Raw genomic sequence first — 18,332 nt, 5'->3', positions numbered from 1 at the left:
TCCCAATGTGTGTGAGCTAGGCTCTAGGCATAGCAATTCTTTTGGGAGAAACATTATGAGCTCCACATTCGATCTCAACGAACGTCCCGACTACGACGAAGTCTTGCAAAAAATCGCGGACTACGTCCTCACTTACGAAATAACCAGCGAAGAAGCCTGGAATACCGCCCGCTACTGCCTGATGGACACACTCGGCTGCGGACTGCTCGCGTTGCGCTTTCCCGAGTGCACCAAACATCTTGGCCCAATCGTTGAAGGAACAACGGTTCCCCATGGCGCCCGTGTACCAGGAACACCTTACCGGCTGGACCCGGTGAAAGCAGCGTGGGACATCGGTTGTATCGTTCGATGGCTGGATTACAACGACACCTGGCTCGCGGCAGAGTGGGGGCATCCCTCAGACAATCTGGGCGCCATACTGGCCGTCGCAGATCATCTATCGCAGAAACGCGTCGCGGAAGGTAAAGATCCTTTCAAAGTGAAGGACTTGCTGGAGGCCATGATAATGGCCCATGAAATTCAAGGTGTACTGGCCCTTGAAAACTCCTTCAATCGCGTCGGGCTGGATCACGTGGTGTTGGTAAAGGTGGCCTCCACCGCCGTTGCGGCGAAACTGATGGGAGCGAATCGTCAGCAAATGCTCTCAGCGCTTTCCCACGCTTGGGTGGATGGCCAGTCACTCCGAACATACCGGCATGCCCCGAACGCCGGATCCCGCAAATCCTGGGCCGCAGGCGATGCCACATCGCGGGCAGTGAGGCTTGCCGATATTGCCATGCGCGGAGAGATGGGAATACCCGGTGTGCTAACCGCGCCCCAATGGGGCTTCTACGATGTCCTGTTCAGCAAAACCAACAAAGACCAGAAGCTTAAGCCCGAAGGGCAGAGAGAGTTTTCGATTTCACAGGAGTTCGGCTCTTATGTGATGGAAAATATTCTCTTCAAAGTTTCATTCCCGGCTGAGTTTCACGCACAGACGGCAGCAGAGGCAGCTGTCACACTGCATCCCCAGGTCAGGGATCGGCTAGACTCGATTGACCGAATCGTAATTACCACCCACGAATCTGCAATTCGGATAATTTCAAAAGTAGGAAAACTCGCCAATGCCGCTGATCGGGATCACTGTCTGCAATATATGACGGCCGTACCGCTTATTTTCGGTAATCTTACTGCAGATCATTACGAAGACAGCTTCCACGAGGCCAATCCTCTCATTGACGTGTTGCGGGATAGAATGGAAGTCGTGGAAGAGGAGCGGTATACGCGCGAATACCTTGAAGCTGACAAACGCTCTATTGCGAACGCAGTTCAGGTATTCTTCAGTGACGGCACTAGTACCGAGAAAGTAGAGGTGGAGTATCCTCTGGGACATCGTCGCCGACGAGATGAGGCGATTTCAGAGCTTAGATCGAAGTTCCACAGAAATTTGGGCGCTTGCTTTCCCCAGGCAAGGTCTTTGGCGCTTTTAGAACTTTTTGAAGATCAGGGTAAACTTGAACAGACAAACGTAGCTAATTTTGTCACTGAGTTTGCTCGTTAGTGCTGGACTGCCCTCAAATTAAAACGATCGCACCGCAACGAGTCGGAACCCCCATGTTTTTTATGCTCTAAAATCTTTTGCGGGTTTTAAAACTTGTACTGTCAGAATTATTTACATTCTGGCGATTTGAATATTTCGACCGATAAGACAAGTGCATAAATCAATTAAATTTCCCGTTACTGGCGCGCTAATTGCTCAGCTACGACACGGGGTGAATAACTACACCTTGGAGAACATGGGAGTTGTAGTCCCAAACCAAAATGGATTTACGCAGAGGTGAGACCGATGAAAAAGCCGATAACTTTGTTAGCAGCGGGGCTGTTCGCAGGTTCGTTTTCGTTTAGTGCCTTGGCCACAGAAATTATTTTTGATGACCCAACTGATCCGATCAACGGTTCAGAGATCAAACAGCCGGAGATTGAGTACACAGATTTCTTCGTCAGGGCTGGTTACTCAACCAGCAACTTATGCTGTGGAATCAACTTCGTACGTTCTGATATTGAGACAATGAAGCCGGCCGAGCCGAATGAGGACCCGCTACCTGTAAGAGTCTGGAGAGATACCGACCCGGCGAACGGAGGCCTGGGTGTCGATTCTGGTCTGGCGGATGGTGACACAGATAACTTTGAAGGCAGCCTTAATAATAACGCCAATACCGATGAAATCCTGTTTTTTGATTTCAAAGGCATGGTTACACTCATGGAAGTTTGGCTAAATGCCGGGGATGAAGCGTCCGGAACTAGCCACCAAGATAAGTTCTCTTCAGACGCTACAGATGTATTCGACATCTTCTACTCAATGAATGGTGAAGACTACTTCAGTATCTATGGAGCAAATACTAAGCCAACTGATGGCGAGTTGCTTGCGCTGACAGGTGATAACTTGGTTAATGCGAGCTATTTTGCGGTTGCTCATGTTGGGCCGACTGATTCAGTAGGTGGCTATATCGAGAAGATCAAGTACGCTAGTGTCCCGGAGCCCGCAACGCTCGGACTTATGGGTTTGGGTCTGCTAGGGCTTGGTGTTCTTCGCAGGAAGAAAGCTGTTTAAATTAACGTTAGCCGGACCAAGTGGTATCCGGCTCTCTAAACAGAAAGTAAAAACCCCGATCTTTCGATCGGGGTTTTTTATGGAGCTCACTGACGTGATTAGTGCTTGATCTTTCGGCTACGACCTAGGCCCAAAGCTGCGAGTCCAAGGCCCAAAAGGGCGAGAGTGCCTGGCTCTGGCACGCGTGCAACCGAAACGTTGTCGATACCCCAGCCATCATTGGTGCCTTCACCGTTGTTGAAGGTAAGGTAGGCTTTGTCAAAGAAGATATCGGAGAAGATTGTGATGTAAGCGATATTACTATTGGAGAGTGGTGAGGCAATTTCAATGTCGTCCGACACGCTGCCATCTTCAAATTCAAGCTTTAAAGAGGCGTTAATGTCGTTGGCGTCAGACAAGTAAAAGCCGATAGCGTTTCGCTTCCCGGCTTCACCATCCATAATGTTCCACTTGACCGAAAGCGCGTCGTTGCTGTCGAGCCACTTGCCAAGATTTTCCCTGCCAAACTCGCCGGACTCACTATCTTCGATCATGAGCTTTTCAGGTTCGACATCATCGCCCTCGGCAGACTGAGAGGAGGTGAGCGAAAACGTCCCTACAGAAGTGGAAAAAGATTCCTGAGCGAGGACCCAGCTTTTTTGTGGTTCATTTGCAACAAAGGCCTGATAGCCATCCCCGTCCGCATCTTGCGCTGCAGACGGATTGAAGCCCTCGAAGCCCTCGGTGACACGATTATACGTATCAGCCAGAAATGCGGACTCAGCGGTTGCAGCGTCTGCACCGTAAGCCACGTCTTTGTAGATGATCGCCGCGCTCGCAGGTGCGGATACTGCAGCAATCGCCGTGCAAAGCAGAGTTTTGTTCAATATTTTCATGGATTTTCCTTCCCTTTTTACATCCTATCCAGTTCGGCCCTCTCAAGGCCCCGTTTAAGAAACAAGCGAGCGCCATGCCATTTTGTCTAAAAGAACGTAAAGACAGGATGATGGGAACCATAATGCAATCGTGATCTATAGAATCCGTAAAGGAATTCGACAACTGTCACCGATACAGGGTCTTACCAGCGATGATTAAGTTAACGCCATTTTACAAATCATGACTTTACATGAAGATTGAACTTAACCGTAATTGACGTACAATCTTGCTCGCGGTATCGCGTCCGTCGCATTGGAAGCCCAGAAAGTTCGCTCGCGAGCACCACAAGGAGTCGATGTGGCCCACATCAGGTTGTTCAAACACTATCTTCATCTCCCTTTTGTAATTTTGGGTCTGATCGATTGGGTGTTTTTGTCTGGTGCATTTGCGCTGTCTGTGTTTTTCCGATTCTTTGGTGATATTGAGCTTTTCTGGTCCAGCGTCGCCTTTATTATCCCTTCTTGCATCGTATTCGCTGTCGTAAATCTGTTGATCATGATTGCTCTTGGTGTACATCAGGCCAAGGTAGAAGAAGGGATGTCTGGCATGATGTTGCGGACTATTATGGCGGTTATCATTGCCATCCCTGCCTGCGGTTTTCTTTACTTTCTCGCCAGCGATTGGCTTTGGTACCTCGGTGACCAGAGAGCCCTGACCTCTGCCTCCGTGTTCAGTGTTTTCTTGTTGGGGTTCGGGCGGTCGGTATTTTTTGCACTAGTTGGCAAAGATACGTTCAGGCGAAAAGTTCTGGTCCTGGGGGCTGGTCGGAGAGCTAAGCAACTATTCGAAGATCTGAAAACACCGTTCAACAGAAAAGGTTTCAAGCTAGTCGGCTTCGTTCCTTTGCCGGACACATCTATCGAAGTCGGTAAGGAATATCTCCTGGACCTTCCTTCATCACTTCATCAGTTTATACTCAATAACCCAGTTGCAGAGATCGTGGTTGCAGTAGATGACAGGCGGAAAGGTTTGCCTATGGAGGATTTGCTGGAATGCAAAATGGAGGGTGTCAAAATAGTTGACGGTGCCAGTTTCTATGAGAGGGAATCGCGAAAAGTTGCACTGGAGATGATTACGCCCGGCTGGCTTGTTTTCTCGGATGGCTTCAACGTCTCTTCAGTATCAGGCATTGGCAAGCGTTCACTTGATCTCTTCGCCGCAGGAATTCTCTTTGTGGCCTCTTTGCCTCTGTTAATTCTGACGGCCATCGCCATCAAAATCGAAGATGGGGCCAAAGCTCCAGTGCTCTATAGTCAGGAACGTGTCGGACTTAACGGTAAAGCGTTTAAAGTCCATAAATTCCGTTCAATGATTACCGACGCAGAAAAAAACGGGGCAGTGTGGGCAAGCAAAAATGACTCTCGGGTAACGAAAGTGGGAGAGTTCATTCGTAAAGTTCGTATCGATGAGCTTCCCCAAATTTTCAACATCCTAAATGGTAGCATGTCATTCGTTGGGCCCCGACCGGAAAGGCCCGTGTTTGTAGAGGAACTCAATCAAAAAATTCCGTTCTATAACGAACGTCATCGGGTGAAACCTGGCCTCACGGGTTGGGCGCAACTATGCTTTGCCTATGCCGACAACGAGGAAGACACGCGTGAAAAGCTCAGATACGACCTCTACTACATCAAAAACCAGAGTCTGCTGCTTGATCTATTGATTATAATCCAGACAGTAGAGGTGGTATTGTTTAAGAAAGGATCGAGGTAGTTCCTGGAGCCTGAACTCCAGGAACTGTTTTTACATCATGGAACTGTATTGAGGTAATACGATGACATTGCTCTCCCGGCACCTTTGTTTACTGTTCACCGGATTGGCTATCGCCATGCTAGCCGGTTGTGCATCAACAACCGCCTCCTCTCCTGAAAAAATTCAGCAGGCATTAAACTCGGCAGGTAGCGATTCAGACGCGCCCTATATTCTCGGCGTAACCGACGTTGTTTCAGTGTCAGTCTGGAGAAATCAGGATTTGAGTATTTCCGTGCCGGTCAGGCCGGATGGGATGATCTCGGTTCCGCTCATAGGTGATATCAAAGCGGCTGGGGTTTCGCCCGAGTCACTTGCGCAGAGTATAGAGGCGGAGCTTGCCACGTATATTCGTGAGCCTCAGGTAAGCGTAATCGTTACATCTATGGGAAGTAACGAATTCAAGGATCGAGTCAGAGTAACTGGTGCAGTCGGGCAGCCGATGTCTGTTCCGCATAGGGATGGAATGACTGTCTTGGACATGCTTTTGAGCGCTGGCGGGGCAACCCCCTTTGCTTCGCTGAATGATGCGATGCTGTACAGGATGATGAATGGCGAGGTTGTAGCAATACCTGTGCGTTTAGACGATATTCTAAGTAAGGGTGATATAGAAACCAACTATAGCTTGCGACCAGGCGATATCCTCGCGGTACCCGAGCGTAATTTTTAACTTAAGGTCGTTTTAAGGCAGCCGACAAGAAGCCAGGAAGGCAGGTACGGGTTATGGCATTACCGCTAGCACAAATTCCATCAGAAGCGATAAGGGAAGTAAGATCCCGAAAGGGACTGGCGTTTCTACTCTTTTTTGTCGTCAGTTTCGCCGTGTTGGGGGCAGGATTCATCTGGCCATATAAGTATGAATCCGAGGTCATTATCTACGTGGATGACAGCAATATTATCCGGCCCTTAATGGAAGGCAGCGCTGTAACAACCAAAATATCAGAACGCCTGTCTACTGTACGCGAGACACTTTGGCGCCGCAGCGTGATGGAACAGGCGGCCACAGATACCGCAATCTTTGGAAACTCCGCAAGCAACCTGTCCGATGAGGAATTAGAGGAGCGAATTGCGTCTATTCGAGCCAGCATGGAAGTGTCTCCCAGAGGGGACAGCTATTTCGCCATTAGTTACAGATCAGGCTCTCCGCTTGAGACATTTCGCGTTGCTCAAAAACTCGGGCAACTCTTTATCCAGGAGAATAGCGAAAGGAAACGAGCTGAAAGCCGCAACGCTTATGGCTTTATCGATAAGCAAGTAAAAAGTTATGAGCAGCAGATCGCGGAGGTTGAAGCCAGGCTGAAGAATTTCCTTTCTGAGAATGTTGATGGGACTGAAGCAGAAGCAAACGCTCGGATGGCAAACTTACGCGGGCAACTGGAGCTCGCGCAGATAGAAAAATCTGAGCTCGAAAGCCGCGCCAGGTCGCTTCAGCAGCAGCTTGAGACAGTCAGCCCAACACTTAACCAAGGTGGGAGAACCCCAGATGCTTTCGAAAGACGAATTCAGTCTTTGGAAGAACAGCTGGATAATCTGCGCCTTCAATACCACGACAGCTATCCGGACATCGTTATCCTGAAGGAGCAACTCGCAGAGCTTAGGAATCAAAGAGATCTTGCAGAAGCCAGCGGTGAAAACGAGGAACGTAAAGTTGGCGGTGAAACCCTCGTCAATCCCCTTTATCAGGATTTAAGGGGAGAACTTGTTACCACGAGGGCCGATATCGAAACCATCGAAACTCGAATACGCTCCCTGAATCAACTAATGGCTCGTCAGGAAGAGCGGATGGAGCGAATTCAGGCCAACAAGGCGGAATACTCAGAGCTGACACGAGACATGGAGGTTAATAAGCAGATATATGATGATCTCCTCAAGCGTCGTGAAAAAGCTCGCCTGTCGATGCATTTGGACATCGAAGGCCAGGGGTTGAACTATCAGATAAGTGAAACAGCCCAGTATCCGCGCGCGCCATCAGGGCCACAGTTTCCCATGTTTGCTGCGGCAGGCCTGTTACTGGGCATTGTTGCACCTTTTGGAGCAGCAGTCGGCTTTGTTCAGATTGATCCGAGAGTGCGCGCAAGAGAGCAGCTCGAAGAGAGTATTGAGCTTCCCGTTTTGGCCGAATTACCCAGAGTTCGCACCCCCTTCGAAAAGCGTCGTGAGCGTAAAGTAACCGTATCGATAGTCATTGCTGCTCTTCTTGTTTCAGTTGCATATGTTGCCGTTGCTGTATCCGAATTGCTGGGAGTGATTTGATGTCAGGACCCACTGAGAAGCAGAGCGAGTTTAAAGCGATGGGCAAGGATAGCGACAATCCGGGCTCCGAAGAACTAGAGCAGGTAGAAGGCGCACAGTGGCTTGGTAATAAAAAAAGGTCCACATCACAACAAGGCGGTTTCTCCGAGTGGGAAGACTCCAGAATGCTGGTGCCAAGCTCCCTTGAACTGGGTAGCGGGGCGGTTGAGAAGTACGTAATCAGTAAACAGATCGTAAAAATGCAGGAGCCCCGCCGGCTGACTCCTGATGATCTTGAAGAACGCCGTATAATTTACCCGGATTCACGAAACCGAGACCTTGTTAATCGGTTCAGGGATTTACGTACCAAGCTCCTTGAAATTTCTGGCGGCAACAACTTCACGCTGGTTGTAAGCGGAATGGGTGAGGGCGCTGGCTCATCATTCGTAGCCCTTAATCTGGCTGCAGCGTTCGCTTTTGACCAATCCAAAACGGCCCTGGTCATTGACTGCAACCTGCGGGAACCTGCAATGCACTCAATGCTCGACATCATGCCTGAAACCGGATTGACCGATTTCCTTGATGACCCGGATTATGACATTGCCCGAATTCTTTACCCGACAGGCATTCCAAGACTACGTCTCATTCCCGCGGGAAGCCGGAGAGAGTCGCCAGCTGAGTTTTTTACCTCTTTTCGTATGAAGCAGTTCCTCCAGGCAGTCCGAAGACGTTACCCGGATCGCTTTATCGTGTTGGATACCGCTCCTATAACAAATTCGCCGGATGCAAGAATTCTCTCCGAACTCTGCGACTATTCGATGCTCGTAGTGCCTCATGGTCGCACTACACCAGGCTCGGTGGAGCGAGCAGCCGCTGCCTTCAATGCTGAAAAGTTCGTCGGGGCGGTGATCAATGGTTGATTGGTCAATTCGGTGTTTGGTCACACCCGGTTTCGTATCAAGTGCGCTTCTGATTCTGGCTGTACCCATCTCACAGGCAGAGCCTGTTTCAATTTCAGGCACCCTGGATAATCGGTTCAGCGATAATATGGGCAGAGTTGCCGCTAATGAGCAATCTGATCTTGAAACAAGGCTAGGTCTATCGATCCGCCACGTTAAAGATCCGGGAACATGTAATTCAATCCTCGATGGTCAGCTTGGATACGGTTACTGGTTAGAAGATACTTTTGATCCGAAGGTGTATACCGATCTTGGTTTTACCGGTGACTGCGAGCTAACCAGAGGCTTTAAATGGCTTGTCTCCGATAGATTGAGTGATGTAACCGAGAGTTCTCAGCGCCCGGATGTGCCGGATAACTCAACCCGTAAAAATGTGTTCACTACGGGGCCTCAGTACACCCTTTTTTTAACGAGTAGAGACCAGTTGCAGTTTACCCTGCAGTATCAAAACACTGAATTTGAAGAGCCAGAGGAAAGTGATAGTGAGCGAGTAATAGCCTCAACGGCTTGGAATCATCTGTTTAGCTCGACGCTTAATGGCGGAATCAGCCTATCTTCCAACCGTGCAGAACTGGATTCTGGCGTTGAGATTGACAGGAATACGGCGAGTTTGACGTTTGCCAAGACCTGGCCCGCCACCAAGCTGGATGGCAGTCTCGGTGTCAGTGAAATAGAAACCAGTTTCGGTACCGGTTCCCAAAAGAGCGATGCCTTGGTCGGTGATCTTTCCCTTGTTCGTGAGATAAATCCCTCTGCGGATTTCTTTTTAAATTTTAGTCGGGAACTGTCTGATCAAACATCCGATTTTGATTTTCAGTTTGGAGAGTTCGAATTCAATCTCACTGAAACAACTGGCGTAGAGGTGACCGCACTGAGAGCGGGGGTTGATAAACGATTCAGCGACGGGACTACGTTAAATTTCGTTCTCAGCGCCAGTCAATCAGACTATCTGGCATCCGATAACACAGAGGAAAGGGCCGGAACGGATGTTTTTGTAACAAGACCCCTCACCGCAAGGATATCCCTGAGCTCAGGGCTCGGTTTTGATTACCTCACATACGAACAGGATGATTCAGACGATACGGTTCTCGAGTTTAATTTGGGAGCCTCCTACAAACTGAGCCGCGATTTAGGCGTGAACATGAAAGTAGGGCACGAACGGCGTACGAGCGATGTCCTCTCAAGAGAGTATCAGGAGAACTGGATTCTTATAGGGCTCAGTTACCGGTTTTTGTAAGTGCACGCAGCGTTTCAAAGTACTTGTGGGATGATATTGAAATCATGGGACCGATAAAGAATGCACTCACTGTAGACGTCGAAGACTACTTCCAGGTGGCTGCGCTTAAAGAAGCGGTCGATTCAGCCGACTGGCCAAAAATGGAGTATCGTGTTGAGCAGAATACAGACAAGCTGTTAGAACTGTTCGACTCAAAAAGCGTAAAAGCCACGTTCTTTGTACTTGGTTGGGTTGCAGAGCGGTCTCCGGATCTTGTGAGGAGAATTCAGTCTCAAGGCCATGAAATCGCCAGCCACGGTTATAGCCATGAGCTTGTTTACACGCAAAACCCGAGTACATTTCGTGAGGAAACAAAAAAATCCAAACAGATTCTCGAAGAAATAACGGGAGCTCCTGTTACCGGGTACCGCGCTGCCAGTTATTCAATTACGGCGCAATCCAGGTGGGCGCTGGATATCCTCTGTGAAGAAGGCTTCACCTGGGATTCTTCCATTTTTCCGGTACACCACGACCGTTACGGTATGCCTGGGACTCCCCACTCCCCATACATTCTTGAAGCCCCCAATGGTAGTACCCTAAAAGAATTTCCGTTATCTACCTGCCCTGTTGGTAGTTACCGAATGCCGATTGCTGGAGGGGGCTACTTTCGGCTTTACCCATATGCTTTGAGTCGTTGGGGGCTAGGAAAAATTAACAGGGCGGGGCAGCCGTTCATTTTCTATCTACATCCCTGGGAAATCGATCCCGGACAGCCGCGCTTAAAGGTGAAGGCCTTTTCCCGATTTCGTCATTACAACAATCTCGATAAATGTCAGAAGAGGCTTGAAAGGTTGCTTGATGACTTTCATCTTGGCTCAGTCTCAGATGTGTTAGAGGCGATCGAATTTAATGGACAACCGGTCAAGGTTTAGAAGTAGCCATGGAAGAGCTTAAAGCCCTCAAAGGTAGTCTTAGTCGTCAAATTGGGCAGGCTAGAAAGGCCGGAGATGATCCAAGTGAACTGATTCATCAGTTGAAGGAAGTATCGGATGAACTCAAAGCGTTGCAAAAGGCTGAAAAGAGAAAGCTGAACGAAGTTGCAGACACGAGCACAATACCTGATCAGCCAACGGTTATATCTCGCGCAAGTCCTGTTCAGAAGCTCTCTATCAAGCCTGTCCACGAGGTGGTTTCTGTTGCTCGGGAGGAAGACGCTGAAAACGCCTGGGACAGTTTTGTGAGAAACCATCCTGCAGGTTCACCCTACCATCTCATCAAAATTCGTCGTTTTATCGAACAGACGTACGGGCACACCACCCATTACTGCTGCGCACGATCAACAGACGGCGAAGTATTAGGCGTTCTGCCGTTGGTTCAACTGAAGAGTAAATTGTTCGGGAATTTCATCGTTTCTGTTCCGTATTTTAACTACGGAGGATTGCTAGCCAATAACAGTGAGGCGGCTCGCAAGTTGCTCTCTTCAGCGAGTGAATGGCAGCTTTCAGTTGGCGCCAGCCATATTGAGCTGCGGCACCTAATGGAAAGTGGGTTGGAGCTGCAACAGCGCCGGGATAAAGTCACTTTTTTGCTCCCGTTGCCAAATGATCCTGTGTTGCTCTGGCAAAGCTTCCGCCCCAAATTGCGAGCCCAGATACGTCGTGCTGAGCGGGAAGATCCGGAATTCTTAATTGGTGGGTCAGAGTTGCTTGAGCCATTCTATAACGTATTTGCGAATAACATGAGGGATCTAGGCACACCCGTTTATGGCAAAGACTTTTTCCTGAATCTGCTGCAAAGCCTGGGCGAATCAGGTCATCTCGTGGTGGTCAATCTCAAAGGGAAACCGGCAGGATGCGCATTTTTGATTGGTTACGGAGAGCAAATGGAAATTCCCTGGGCATCCACGTTGCGTGGCTTCAACGCCACTGGGGTCAACATGTTCATGTACTGGAAGATTTTGGGATACACGATCGCCCAGGGTTACAAGGTGTTTGATTTCGGGCGTTGTAGCGAGGATGGAGGCACATACAAGTTTAAGAAGCAGTGGGGCGCAGAGCCTGTCCACATGCACTGGGATTACTGTTTGCCGACCGGCGAGACCTTGCCCAAATTGAACCCGAATAATCCTAAATTCAAGGTGCTTATTGCTGTGTGGCAGCGGCTTCCGGTTTGGCTTACTCGGCTGATTGGCCCTCACATTGTTAAGAGTCTGCCCTAATATGAGCCTCTTCCAAACTGACGCATGGCAGAGCGCCTGGTGGGATACGTGGGGGCAAAAGCGCTCACGTTGCTTGCTTCGAGGTTGGGGGCGAGGAGCTTCAGGCGTCTACGAGTCCAAGTACAGTTTTAAGGGTATTCTGCCCGTTCACTCAATGCAGTTCGTGGGTACCAGCGATAGATCGTTCCGAGCACCTCGAACTGAATACAATACTTTTCGTGAGGACACGGCAATCACAGCCGGATTAGCTGCCGATATACCCGTGCTGCTAAGAGACAGCGACTGGACAGAAGCTGTGTTCGCAGACTTGCGCGCTAACTCGATGGAAGTTCAAGAACTTTATTCGCTGGCAAACAAACACAACTGGATGACAAGAGTAGCAAACCAAGACACGGCTTATTCGGTTTCAACTGAGGGCTTATTTGAAACCTACCTGCAATCGCTAGGACCAAACACCCGCCTGAAATTGTTCAATCGGCGGAAAGTGTTGGAAACAATGGGAGAAGTTAAGCTTGAAGAGTGCTGGCCGTCAAATGCAGCCCTTTTTTTTACCCACCTTAACAGGCTACACCTAACCCGTTGGGAAAAACCTTGTTTTGGGGAAGAAAGCTTACGCTTTCATGCCACATTCCTCGAAAGGCTCACAGCTGAGGGTGGTAAGCCTCATTTATCTATATTGAGCTGTAATGGTTCTATATTATCAGTACTTTATAATGTCTTCTTTAATAAAGTTGTCTACAATATTCAGGCGGGATATGAGGAGAATTTCCACAAAAAGCTCTCGCTTGGTACTTTGCATTTAGGGTATGCGATAGAGGAAGCGTTTAAAGATCCCGAAACCACGGTTTTCGATATGTTAGCTGGCAAAGGCAAAAATGAAAACTACAAAAGTCGCCTAGCAACTGCCCAAGAGGACTTGATTTCTCTAATGCTCGTTAAAAGTCGATTATTTAAGTCCTTATACGGCTTAAAAGACTGAGCCAGGGAGTATAGACTTGCTAACAAGGGTAAGGAAATTGGAGAAATTCAGCTTGGCGCCCATTTTATGATTAATGTACTGCATTTGATTGATACCACGGGTCCAGGTGGCGCAGAGACTGTATTTACTAGCCTTCTAGAAAATCTGGATAAAGGTTCTTTTCGGCATTTTGTGGTGCTCAGGGGCGAAGGTTGGGTAGCTGATCAAGTAAAAGGTTTAGGGCTTTCGCCTTTAATCTTGGACTCAAAGGGCAGCTTCAATATTCGTTATCTAATTAGCCTTATAAAGCTCATCAAAAGAGAGCGTATCGACCTCATCCATGCTCATCTTTTGGGTTCCAATGTTTATGGCGCCGCTTCAGCCATTATATGCAGAAAAGCTATGATTGCGACTTTTCACGGTAATGTAGATGTAGCTGCTAATGAACGCTTAATAAAAACAAAGTTTCGTCTTATCAATATTGGTTCCCGAGCGATTGTTTGTGTTTCAAAACGCCTTCAGGAGGAGCTGAGTGCCCGTAGCCCAATTTCTGAAAAAAAGCTTCGTCTTATCTACAATGGTGTTGATCCGGCCAGGTTCTCAAGAAATACCAGAGGCTCGTTGCGCCAGGAACTAGGTCTCCCTGCTGAGGCAATAGTGATCATATCAGTCGGAAATGTCAGGGCTGCAAAAGGTTATCAGGTTCTCATTAAGGCTGCCGAGAAGATTCACTTGTCAGAGCCTACCGTCCATTTTGTTGTAGTCGGACATAAGCGTGAAGATCTTTATCAACAGTTAGTGGCTCAGATGAAAGAGGCAAAGGTTGAATCCAATGTCCATTTTCTCGGATTTCGTAGCGACACGAGCGAACTTTTGCCACAGGCTGATATGTTTTTATTGCCATCAACCTCGGAAGGCTTTTCAATTTCAACCGTGGAGGCCATGATGGCGGGTGTTCCTGTAATTGCAACTCGAAGTGGCGGACCGGAGGAGATTCTCGTAGATGGCATTACCGGGTTACTCATTCCAACGGAAGATCCTGGCGGCATTGTGAGTGCTATTCGACGGCTCGAAGATAAACAGTTTGCAAGCAGATTGGCGCATGCCGCCCTGCGTGAATCGACAAAGCGGTTTTCCAAAGCGTCAATGATTCAGGCATATGAAAAGCTCTACGCCGAGCTGGCTGCAATGTTATGAAAGAACAGAGGCACTCATTCAAGAATTCAAGTAAGGCTCTGGTGATCAATGCCTTAACCAGCCGTTTTCTTAACTCCTTGGCGTACCACCTTGCGCCCCCGCTTCTGCCAGTCTTTACTTTGCATCGGTTCCATAACGACAATGACCATATCTCTGGCCACAAACCTGAATTCCTTGATCAGGTTTTACACACCTTGCGAAAAAAAGGGTATGCCTTTTTGGGGCTTGATGAAGCCATCGATCAATTCGACCAGAACAAGTGTCTCCGACACAAAATGGTGGCATTTACTATGGACGATGGATTTGATGATCAAGTGCGTACGGGTGCTGAAATATTTGGTGCGCACAACTGCCCCGTCACCTGCTTCCTTATTACGGATTTTATTGATGGCCTCGACTGGCCGTGGGATAGCAAAGTTGGGTATCTGCTCGACAATATCACCGAGCGCCAAATAAAAATTGAGCTTGATTCTGCGTCTTATGATTTTGACGTATCTGATTTTGCACAGCGCAGAGCCGCGGCTCACTGTATCCGAAATATCATGAAGCAATCGGCCTCACGTAACGTTGCGTCACAGTTGGACGACTTGATTCAGCAGACCGGGGTTAGGCTTCCTGAAATACCACCTCATGGTTTAAAGCCGGTCTCTTGGGAAACTGCCAGGGCGCTCGAATTTAAAGGGATAAAGTTTGGCGCCCATGGTATGTCGCACGATATTCTTAGCGCTCAAAGTGACACTGAGGCTAATTATGAAATTTCGGGGGCGTGGCAGCGATTATCTCACGAATTGAAAGACCCCAGCCGGGTATTCTGTTATCCGGTAGGGCAAGAAGGTGATTACTCAGGACGAGAAGAAAAAATTGTTGAAACCGCCGGGTACCTTGCGGCAGTGAGTGCGCAGGCCGGCTACGTTACCAATCGCACATTGAGGCAACAACGTTACTCCTTACCGAGATTTGCCTTCCCCGATTCCCTAGCGGATACGTTACAGTATTGCTCATGGATAGAATACGCCAAGGATAAGTTTATCAGGTGAAAAGTGACTAACCTTTGAATATGGAGTGAAGATAGTTGCGTAGCTCAAACAGAAACGGGCGGAAATCATTAACGCGATTTATTTCATGTCGGGTTCCAGGTCGCGGCATAAAGAAAAGCAGAAATTCTTTAGTTTTACGAAGCACCGAATATCGACTGAGAGGAGCTTTGAGTACGAGATACAAGCGATCTAGATCGCCCAAAAGCCAGCGAACTTTTCGCCTAGTGATGCTACGGTTATCAGGGAGGGCAAAGCCAGTCTGTGCAAGGTAGAGCCAATAAGGAAAATCGACACCAGAATCTATAGCGAGTTGTAATGAGCCCCAAAACCTGGGGTTAACCTCCATTAGGTAGGCGGTACCATTAGGTTCGACGCGGAATTCAACCATCGCAACGCCATGCCAGTTTGCGTGAGTTAACAACTGCTCAGAAAGGGATTTCAGATGCTTGTCAACTGGAATGGACTCGCTCAGTACACTGACTCCGCCTTCTGGAGGCTTTTCACGCAAACGACGGTGAGCAAAGAAGCAGACCGGCTGGCCATGATTGTACAGTGCAAATACCCCCTGGCCTTCACCCTCAACAAACGCCTGAATAGTAAAAGCATAATCCCGAAAGCACCCGGCTTGTACAACATCCATGGCTTCCTCGTGAGATTTGGCAACAACAACGCTGGTGGAAATGATTCGGTCCGAAAGTAGAATCTTTGATTTGAAAGGTTTTATGACAATAGGGAATTGCCAGTCGTGGTTCACCAAAACCTCTTGACCTTCAGTCCCGTTTTCACAAAAAACAGTGTAGGGGATAGGAATGTTAAGGTTTTTCGCTAGCCTAAAAAGACTATTTTTATTGGCTAATGATTCAACGTTGGTGACGTCTGGAAAGGGGAAAGAAACATGCGGAGGTAGCTGTTCTCTGAACGCGAGGATAGCGTAGGTGGTGGCCTCTGTTATCGGCAACAGAAAATTAATATCATAATCTTCAATGAGTTTGAGAATGTCCTTGAAAAAAAGAGATGGCGATTTGAAGGGGTCGCTATACGTCAACTGCGCTACACAATGCTTGGAGCTTCCAGCCAGTGAAGAACCTGTGGACTCGCCGACGCTTACCCAAATCTTTCTCATGCCGAGAGACCGTGTTGCCGCAAGTGCTGCACGTTGGTTGCCATCTAGAATTAAAATTTTAGGTTCCATGAGTAGGAGTTCTCCTGTGGCCAGAGAATGGATGTTCAATATAAGCGAACAAATCTCTCCAAGCGAGTTAATGCCCTGCAACCGTGTGCTCAACGATATTTCCAGATTTGTAACTGGATTATGATGAGGCGTCTTATGCAAAAATTATGGAAACTAGTATACGATACCTACGGGTCAAAAACGGGCTTTTTGAGATTTTGGTACTATCAATGTCTTCTGAAAGCAGGTGTGTTCAACCAACAGGGCGATTGTCTACATCGACAGCCCGAAAGGCCTTACAAAAGACTTGTATTCGTATGCGTTGGGAATATATGCAGAAGCCCATTGGCGGAAGCCTACGCGAAGAGTTTGGGCGTAGAAGCCGCATCCTTCGGCCTTTCTTGCACTGAGGGCTTTCCCGCTGACCCACGAGCGATTGAGTTTGGTCGTAAAGTTGGATTGGACCTTTTGAGCCACAGAACTGTTAATGTAGTTAATTTCCGTATTAGAGAGGGTGATCTACTTATTGGTATGGAGCCAAAGCATACCGAGAAACTAGTATCTCTATTCCGGCTGTCGATACCTATAACACTTGCAGGAATGGCCTGTCGAAAGCCAATAGCCTATATACATGACCCGTATAACTGTTCTAAAAGCTATTTCGACAGGTGTGAAACAACAGTCCTAGACGCAGTGAGAGGGATTCTTGACCAAAAAGCGAATTGAGCCCACTGAAGAGGATTTTTACGCACTCCGAATAGGTGCGATGTGGAGGTATTTCAGATCCGAAACACTGTCATTTTGGATGATTTGCTTTTACTTATTCTTCGAATACGTTCGGCCCCAATCAATAATTCCAGAACTAGACTTCCTTCCTTGGACACAACTCTCTTTGATCGGGGCATTGATTGGTTTGATTTTTGAGCCCACAAAAAAATGGGTAAGCTCGCCTGTAAATAAGCTTTTAATAGTTTTCCTATTAACAATATTTTTGTCGATAGTTAACGCCTATTGGCCGGACATATCTTTAGTGTACCTTAAAAATATGTATGTTTGGGTCATAGTTTATTTTCTGATTATCAATATCATAACGACAAGAAAGCGCTTTTTAATTTTTTTGGCAATTTTTGTATTGGCAAGCTTCAAAATCTCTTTATCGTTAGCAATTACTTGGGCGAAACGGGGCTTTAGTTTTACCGATTGGGGTCTGCAAGGCCCTCCTGGTTTCTTTCAGAATTCGGGGGAGCTGGCTATTCAAATGGCTATTTTTTGGCCAATAGCTTTCTCTGTTACACTTTATTTTAAGGCCTACATTAGTAATCTTAAGTATTGCATTTTATTGACGATGCCTATATCGGCGATAATGGTGATTCTGGGCGCAAGTTCTCGCGGTGCCCAATTAGCGCTACTTGTCCAGTTTATTGCCGGAAATTTTCGGAGAATATTCAAAATTAAAGTCATTTTGTTTGTTTTTGTTGCATTATATTCTGCTTGGTGGTTGCTGCCACCTGAGCAAAAGGATCGCTTTGAAATAGCAGGTGAGGATCGGACCTCGCAACAAAGATTGCTGTATTGGCAGAATGGAATTGATATGATGAATGAGCATCCATTTTTTGGGGTTGGTTATTTTAATTTTATTCCATACTATAATATAAACTATTCGAGTGACTTACTTAGAGACAGCGCTGAGCTTCCGCATAACATATTCGTACAAATTGGTTCTGAGCTAGGTTATACGGGGTTGGTAATTTATCTATTGTTTATATTTTTTGGCTTCAAAACGTCCTTGGATGCTAGAAAGAACTTTGCTAGAGACCGAAGCGATGTATTTTTTAAAGATATATGTAAGAGCGCCAATATTTCATTTATTGGATTTCTTGTGGCTGGTCAGTTTGTTTCCGTTGCTTACTATCCTTTCATGTGGATTCATCTTGCGTTGCTTGTTTCATTGAGAAATATTTCCGTATTTGAAGATAAAACGAAAAATCTTAAATATCAGTGAATAAGATTTGATAGGTTGCAATTTTATGAAGACGAATGGATGGCTCGTTGGTCTCATCCCGGACCCTAAAAGATTCGTATACTCAGCCATG

16 protein-coding genes are annotated in these 18,332 nt (G+C 47.5%); 14 read left to right on the top strand and 2 right to left on the bottom strand.

The features are described from left to right. Positions 1-55 precede the first annotated feature (55 nt). Both prpD and ACP86_RS00125 read left to right on the top strand, forming a co-directional pair. A complete protein-coding gene (gene prpD, locus ACP86_RS00130; RefSeq protein ID WP_053112121.1) occupies positions 56-1,540 on the top strand; it encodes a 2-methylcitrate dehydratase in 1,485 nt (494 codons plus the stop codon). A gap of 285 nt (positions 1,541-1,825) precedes the next feature. Continuing rightward, a complete protein-coding gene (locus ACP86_RS00125; protein ID WP_053112118.1) occupies positions 1,826-2,590 on the top strand; it encodes a PEP-CTERM sorting domain-containing protein in 765 nt (254 codons plus the stop codon). Between the two features lie 98 nt (positions 2,591-2,688). Here ACP86_RS00125 and ACP86_RS23055 read toward each other — a convergent pair whose 3' ends face one another. After that, positions 2,689-3,465 (bottom strand): PEP-CTERM sorting domain-containing protein, encoded by a 777-nt coding sequence (locus ACP86_RS23055; RefSeq protein WP_053112116.1) that lies wholly within the window; start codon positions 3,463-3,465, stop codon positions 2,689-2,691. Between the two features lie 337 nt (positions 3,466-3,802). Here ACP86_RS23055 and ACP86_RS00115 point away from each other — a divergent pair, with 337 nt between their 5' ends. The 10 genes from ACP86_RS00115 to ACP86_RS00070 all read left to right on the top strand — a co-directional run bounded on the left by ACP86_RS00115 (position 3,803) and on the right by ACP86_RS00070 (position 15,068). Then, a complete protein-coding gene (locus ACP86_RS00115; RefSeq protein ID WP_053112113.1) occupies positions 3,803-5,215 on the top strand; it encodes a TIGR03013 family XrtA/PEP-CTERM system glycosyltransferase in 1,413 nt (470 codons plus the stop codon). A 61-nt stretch (positions 5,216-5,276) separates the two neighbouring features. Next, entirely contained in the window at positions 5,277-5,921 is a 645-nt protein-coding gene (locus ACP86_RS00110) for an XrtA/PEP-CTERM system exopolysaccharide export protein (protein WP_053112111.1), read from the top strand. A 53-nt stretch (positions 5,922-5,974) separates the two neighbouring features. Then, entirely contained in the window at positions 5,975-7,504 is a 1,530-nt protein-coding gene (locus ACP86_RS00105) for an XrtA system polysaccharide chain length determinant (protein ID WP_053112109.1), read from the top strand. Continuing rightward, positions 7,504-8,403, top strand: coding sequence for a hypothetical protein (locus tag ACP86_RS00100; RefSeq protein WP_227507787.1), 900 nt, complete (start codon positions 7,504-7,506; stop codon positions 8,401-8,403). Before ACP86_RS00105 ends, ACP86_RS00100 begins: the two co-directional genes overlap by 1 nt. Next, positions 8,396-9,679: an outer membrane beta-barrel protein gene (locus ACP86_RS00095; RefSeq protein ID WP_227507786.1), complete on the top strand. Its 1,284-nt coding sequence runs from the start codon at positions 8,396-8,398 to the stop codon at positions 9,677-9,679. Before ACP86_RS00100 ends, ACP86_RS00095 begins: the two co-directional genes overlap by 8 nt. Positions 9,680-9,723: 44 nt before the next feature. Then, on the top strand, positions 9,724-10,590 hold the full coding sequence (locus tag ACP86_RS00090) for an XrtA system polysaccharide deacetylase (protein ID WP_053112107.1): 867 nt from the start codon (positions 9,724-9,726) through the stop codon (positions 10,588-10,590). A gap of 8 nt (positions 10,591-10,598) precedes the next feature. Continuing rightward, a complete protein-coding gene (locus ACP86_RS00085) occupies positions 10,599-11,876 on the top strand; it encodes a FemAB family XrtA/PEP-CTERM system-associated protein (protein ID WP_053112106.1) in 1,278 nt (425 codons plus the stop codon). A 1-nt stretch (position 11,877) separates the two neighbouring features. After that, positions 11,878-12,855 (top strand): GNAT family N-acetyltransferase, encoded by a 978-nt coding sequence (locus ACP86_RS00080; protein ID WP_053112104.1) that lies wholly within the window; start codon positions 11,878-11,880, stop codon positions 12,853-12,855. Positions 12,856-12,921: 66 nt separating this feature from the next. Further along, complete coding sequence (locus ACP86_RS00075) at positions 12,922-14,031, top strand: glycosyltransferase (protein WP_053112102.1); 1,110 nt, start codon at positions 12,922-12,924, stop codon at positions 14,029-14,031. Continuing rightward, positions 14,028-15,068: a polysaccharide deacetylase family protein gene (locus ACP86_RS00070; protein ID WP_053112100.1), complete on the top strand. Its 1,041-nt coding sequence runs from the start codon at positions 14,028-14,030 to the stop codon at positions 15,066-15,068. The genes ACP86_RS00075 and ACP86_RS00070 overlap by 4 nt, the downstream gene beginning before the upstream one ends. A 7-nt stretch (positions 15,069-15,075) precedes the next feature. Here the strand turns inward: ACP86_RS00070 and ACP86_RS00065 are convergent, their stop codons facing one another. Further along, entirely contained in the window at positions 15,076-16,260 is a 1,185-nt protein-coding gene (locus ACP86_RS00065) for an ATP-grasp domain-containing protein (protein ID WP_053112098.1), read from the bottom strand. Between the two features lie 27 nt (positions 16,261-16,287). Here ACP86_RS00065 and ACP86_RS23640 point away from each other — a divergent pair, with 27 nt between their 5' ends. Together ACP86_RS23640 and ACP86_RS00060 are read left to right on the top strand one after the other, a co-directional pair. After that, entirely contained in the window at positions 16,288-16,965 is a 678-nt protein-coding gene (locus ACP86_RS23640; protein ID WP_082220525.1) for a low molecular weight phosphatase family protein, read from the top strand. Next, complete coding sequence (locus tag ACP86_RS00060; RefSeq protein WP_141201840.1) at positions 16,946-18,241, top strand: O-antigen ligase family protein; 1,296 nt, start codon at positions 16,946-16,948, stop codon at positions 18,239-18,241. The genes ACP86_RS23640 and ACP86_RS00060 overlap by 20 nt, the downstream gene beginning before the upstream one ends. Positions 18,242-18,332 lie beyond the last annotated feature (91 nt).

It is taken from the genome of Marinobacter sp. CP1 (genome assembly GCF_001266795.1).
Lineage (GTDB): Bacteria > Pseudomonadota > Gammaproteobacteria > Pseudomonadales > Oleiphilaceae > Marinobacter > Marinobacter flavimaris.
This window is presented reverse-complemented; position numbering and strand designations above follow the sequence as displayed.

Bases quoted from the DNA above. Each gene is read 5' to 3' on its own strand.
- ACP86_RS00070 (WP_053112100.1), top strand. From the start codon at position 14,028: ATGAAAGAACAGAGGCACTCATTCAAGAATTCAAGTAAGGCTCTGGTG.
- ACP86_RS00085 (WP_053112106.1), top strand. From the start codon at position 10,599: ATGGAAGAGCTTAAAGCCCTCAAAGGTAGTCTTAGTCGTCAAATTGGG.
- ACP86_RS00065 (WP_053112098.1), bottom strand. From the start codon at position 16,260: ATGGAACCTAAAATTTTAATTCTAGATGGCAACCAACGTGCAGCACTT.
- ACP86_RS00105 (WP_053112109.1), top strand. From the start codon at position 5,975: ATGGCATTACCGCTAGCACAAATTCCATCAGAAGCGATAAGGGAAGTA.
- ACP86_RS00125 (WP_053112118.1), top strand. From the start codon at position 1,826: ATGAAAAAGCCGATAACTTTGTTAGCAGCGGGGCTGTTCGCAGGTTCG.
- ACP86_RS00095 (WP_227507786.1), top strand. From the start codon at position 8,396: ATGGTTGATTGGTCAATTCGGTGTTTGGTCACACCCGGTTTCGTATCA.
- ACP86_RS00080 (WP_053112104.1), top strand. From the start codon at position 11,878: ATGAGCCTCTTCCAAACTGACGCATGGCAGAGCGCCTGGTGGGATACG.
- ACP86_RS00075 (WP_053112102.1), top strand. From the start codon at position 12,922: ATGATTAATGTACTGCATTTGATTGATACCACGGGTCCAGGTGGCGCA.
- ACP86_RS00110 (WP_053112111.1), top strand. From the start codon at position 5,277: ATGACATTGCTCTCCCGGCACCTTTGTTTACTGTTCACCGGATTGGCT.
- ACP86_RS00100 (WP_227507787.1), top strand. From the start codon at position 7,504: ATGTCAGGACCCACTGAGAAGCAGAGCGAGTTTAAAGCGATGGGCAAG.
- ACP86_RS23640 (WP_082220525.1), top strand. From the start codon at position 16,288: ATGGATGTTCAATATAAGCGAACAAATCTCTCCAAGCGAGTTAATGCC.
- ACP86_RS00090 (WP_053112107.1), top strand. From the start codon at position 9,724: ATGGGACCGATAAAGAATGCACTCACTGTAGACGTCGAAGACTACTTC.
- ACP86_RS23055 (WP_053112116.1), bottom strand. From the start codon at position 3,465: ATGAAAATATTGAACAAAACTCTGCTTTGCACGGCGATTGCTGCAGTA.
- prpD (WP_053112121.1), top strand. From the start codon at position 56: ATGAGCTCCACATTCGATCTCAACGAACGTCCCGACTACGACGAAGTC.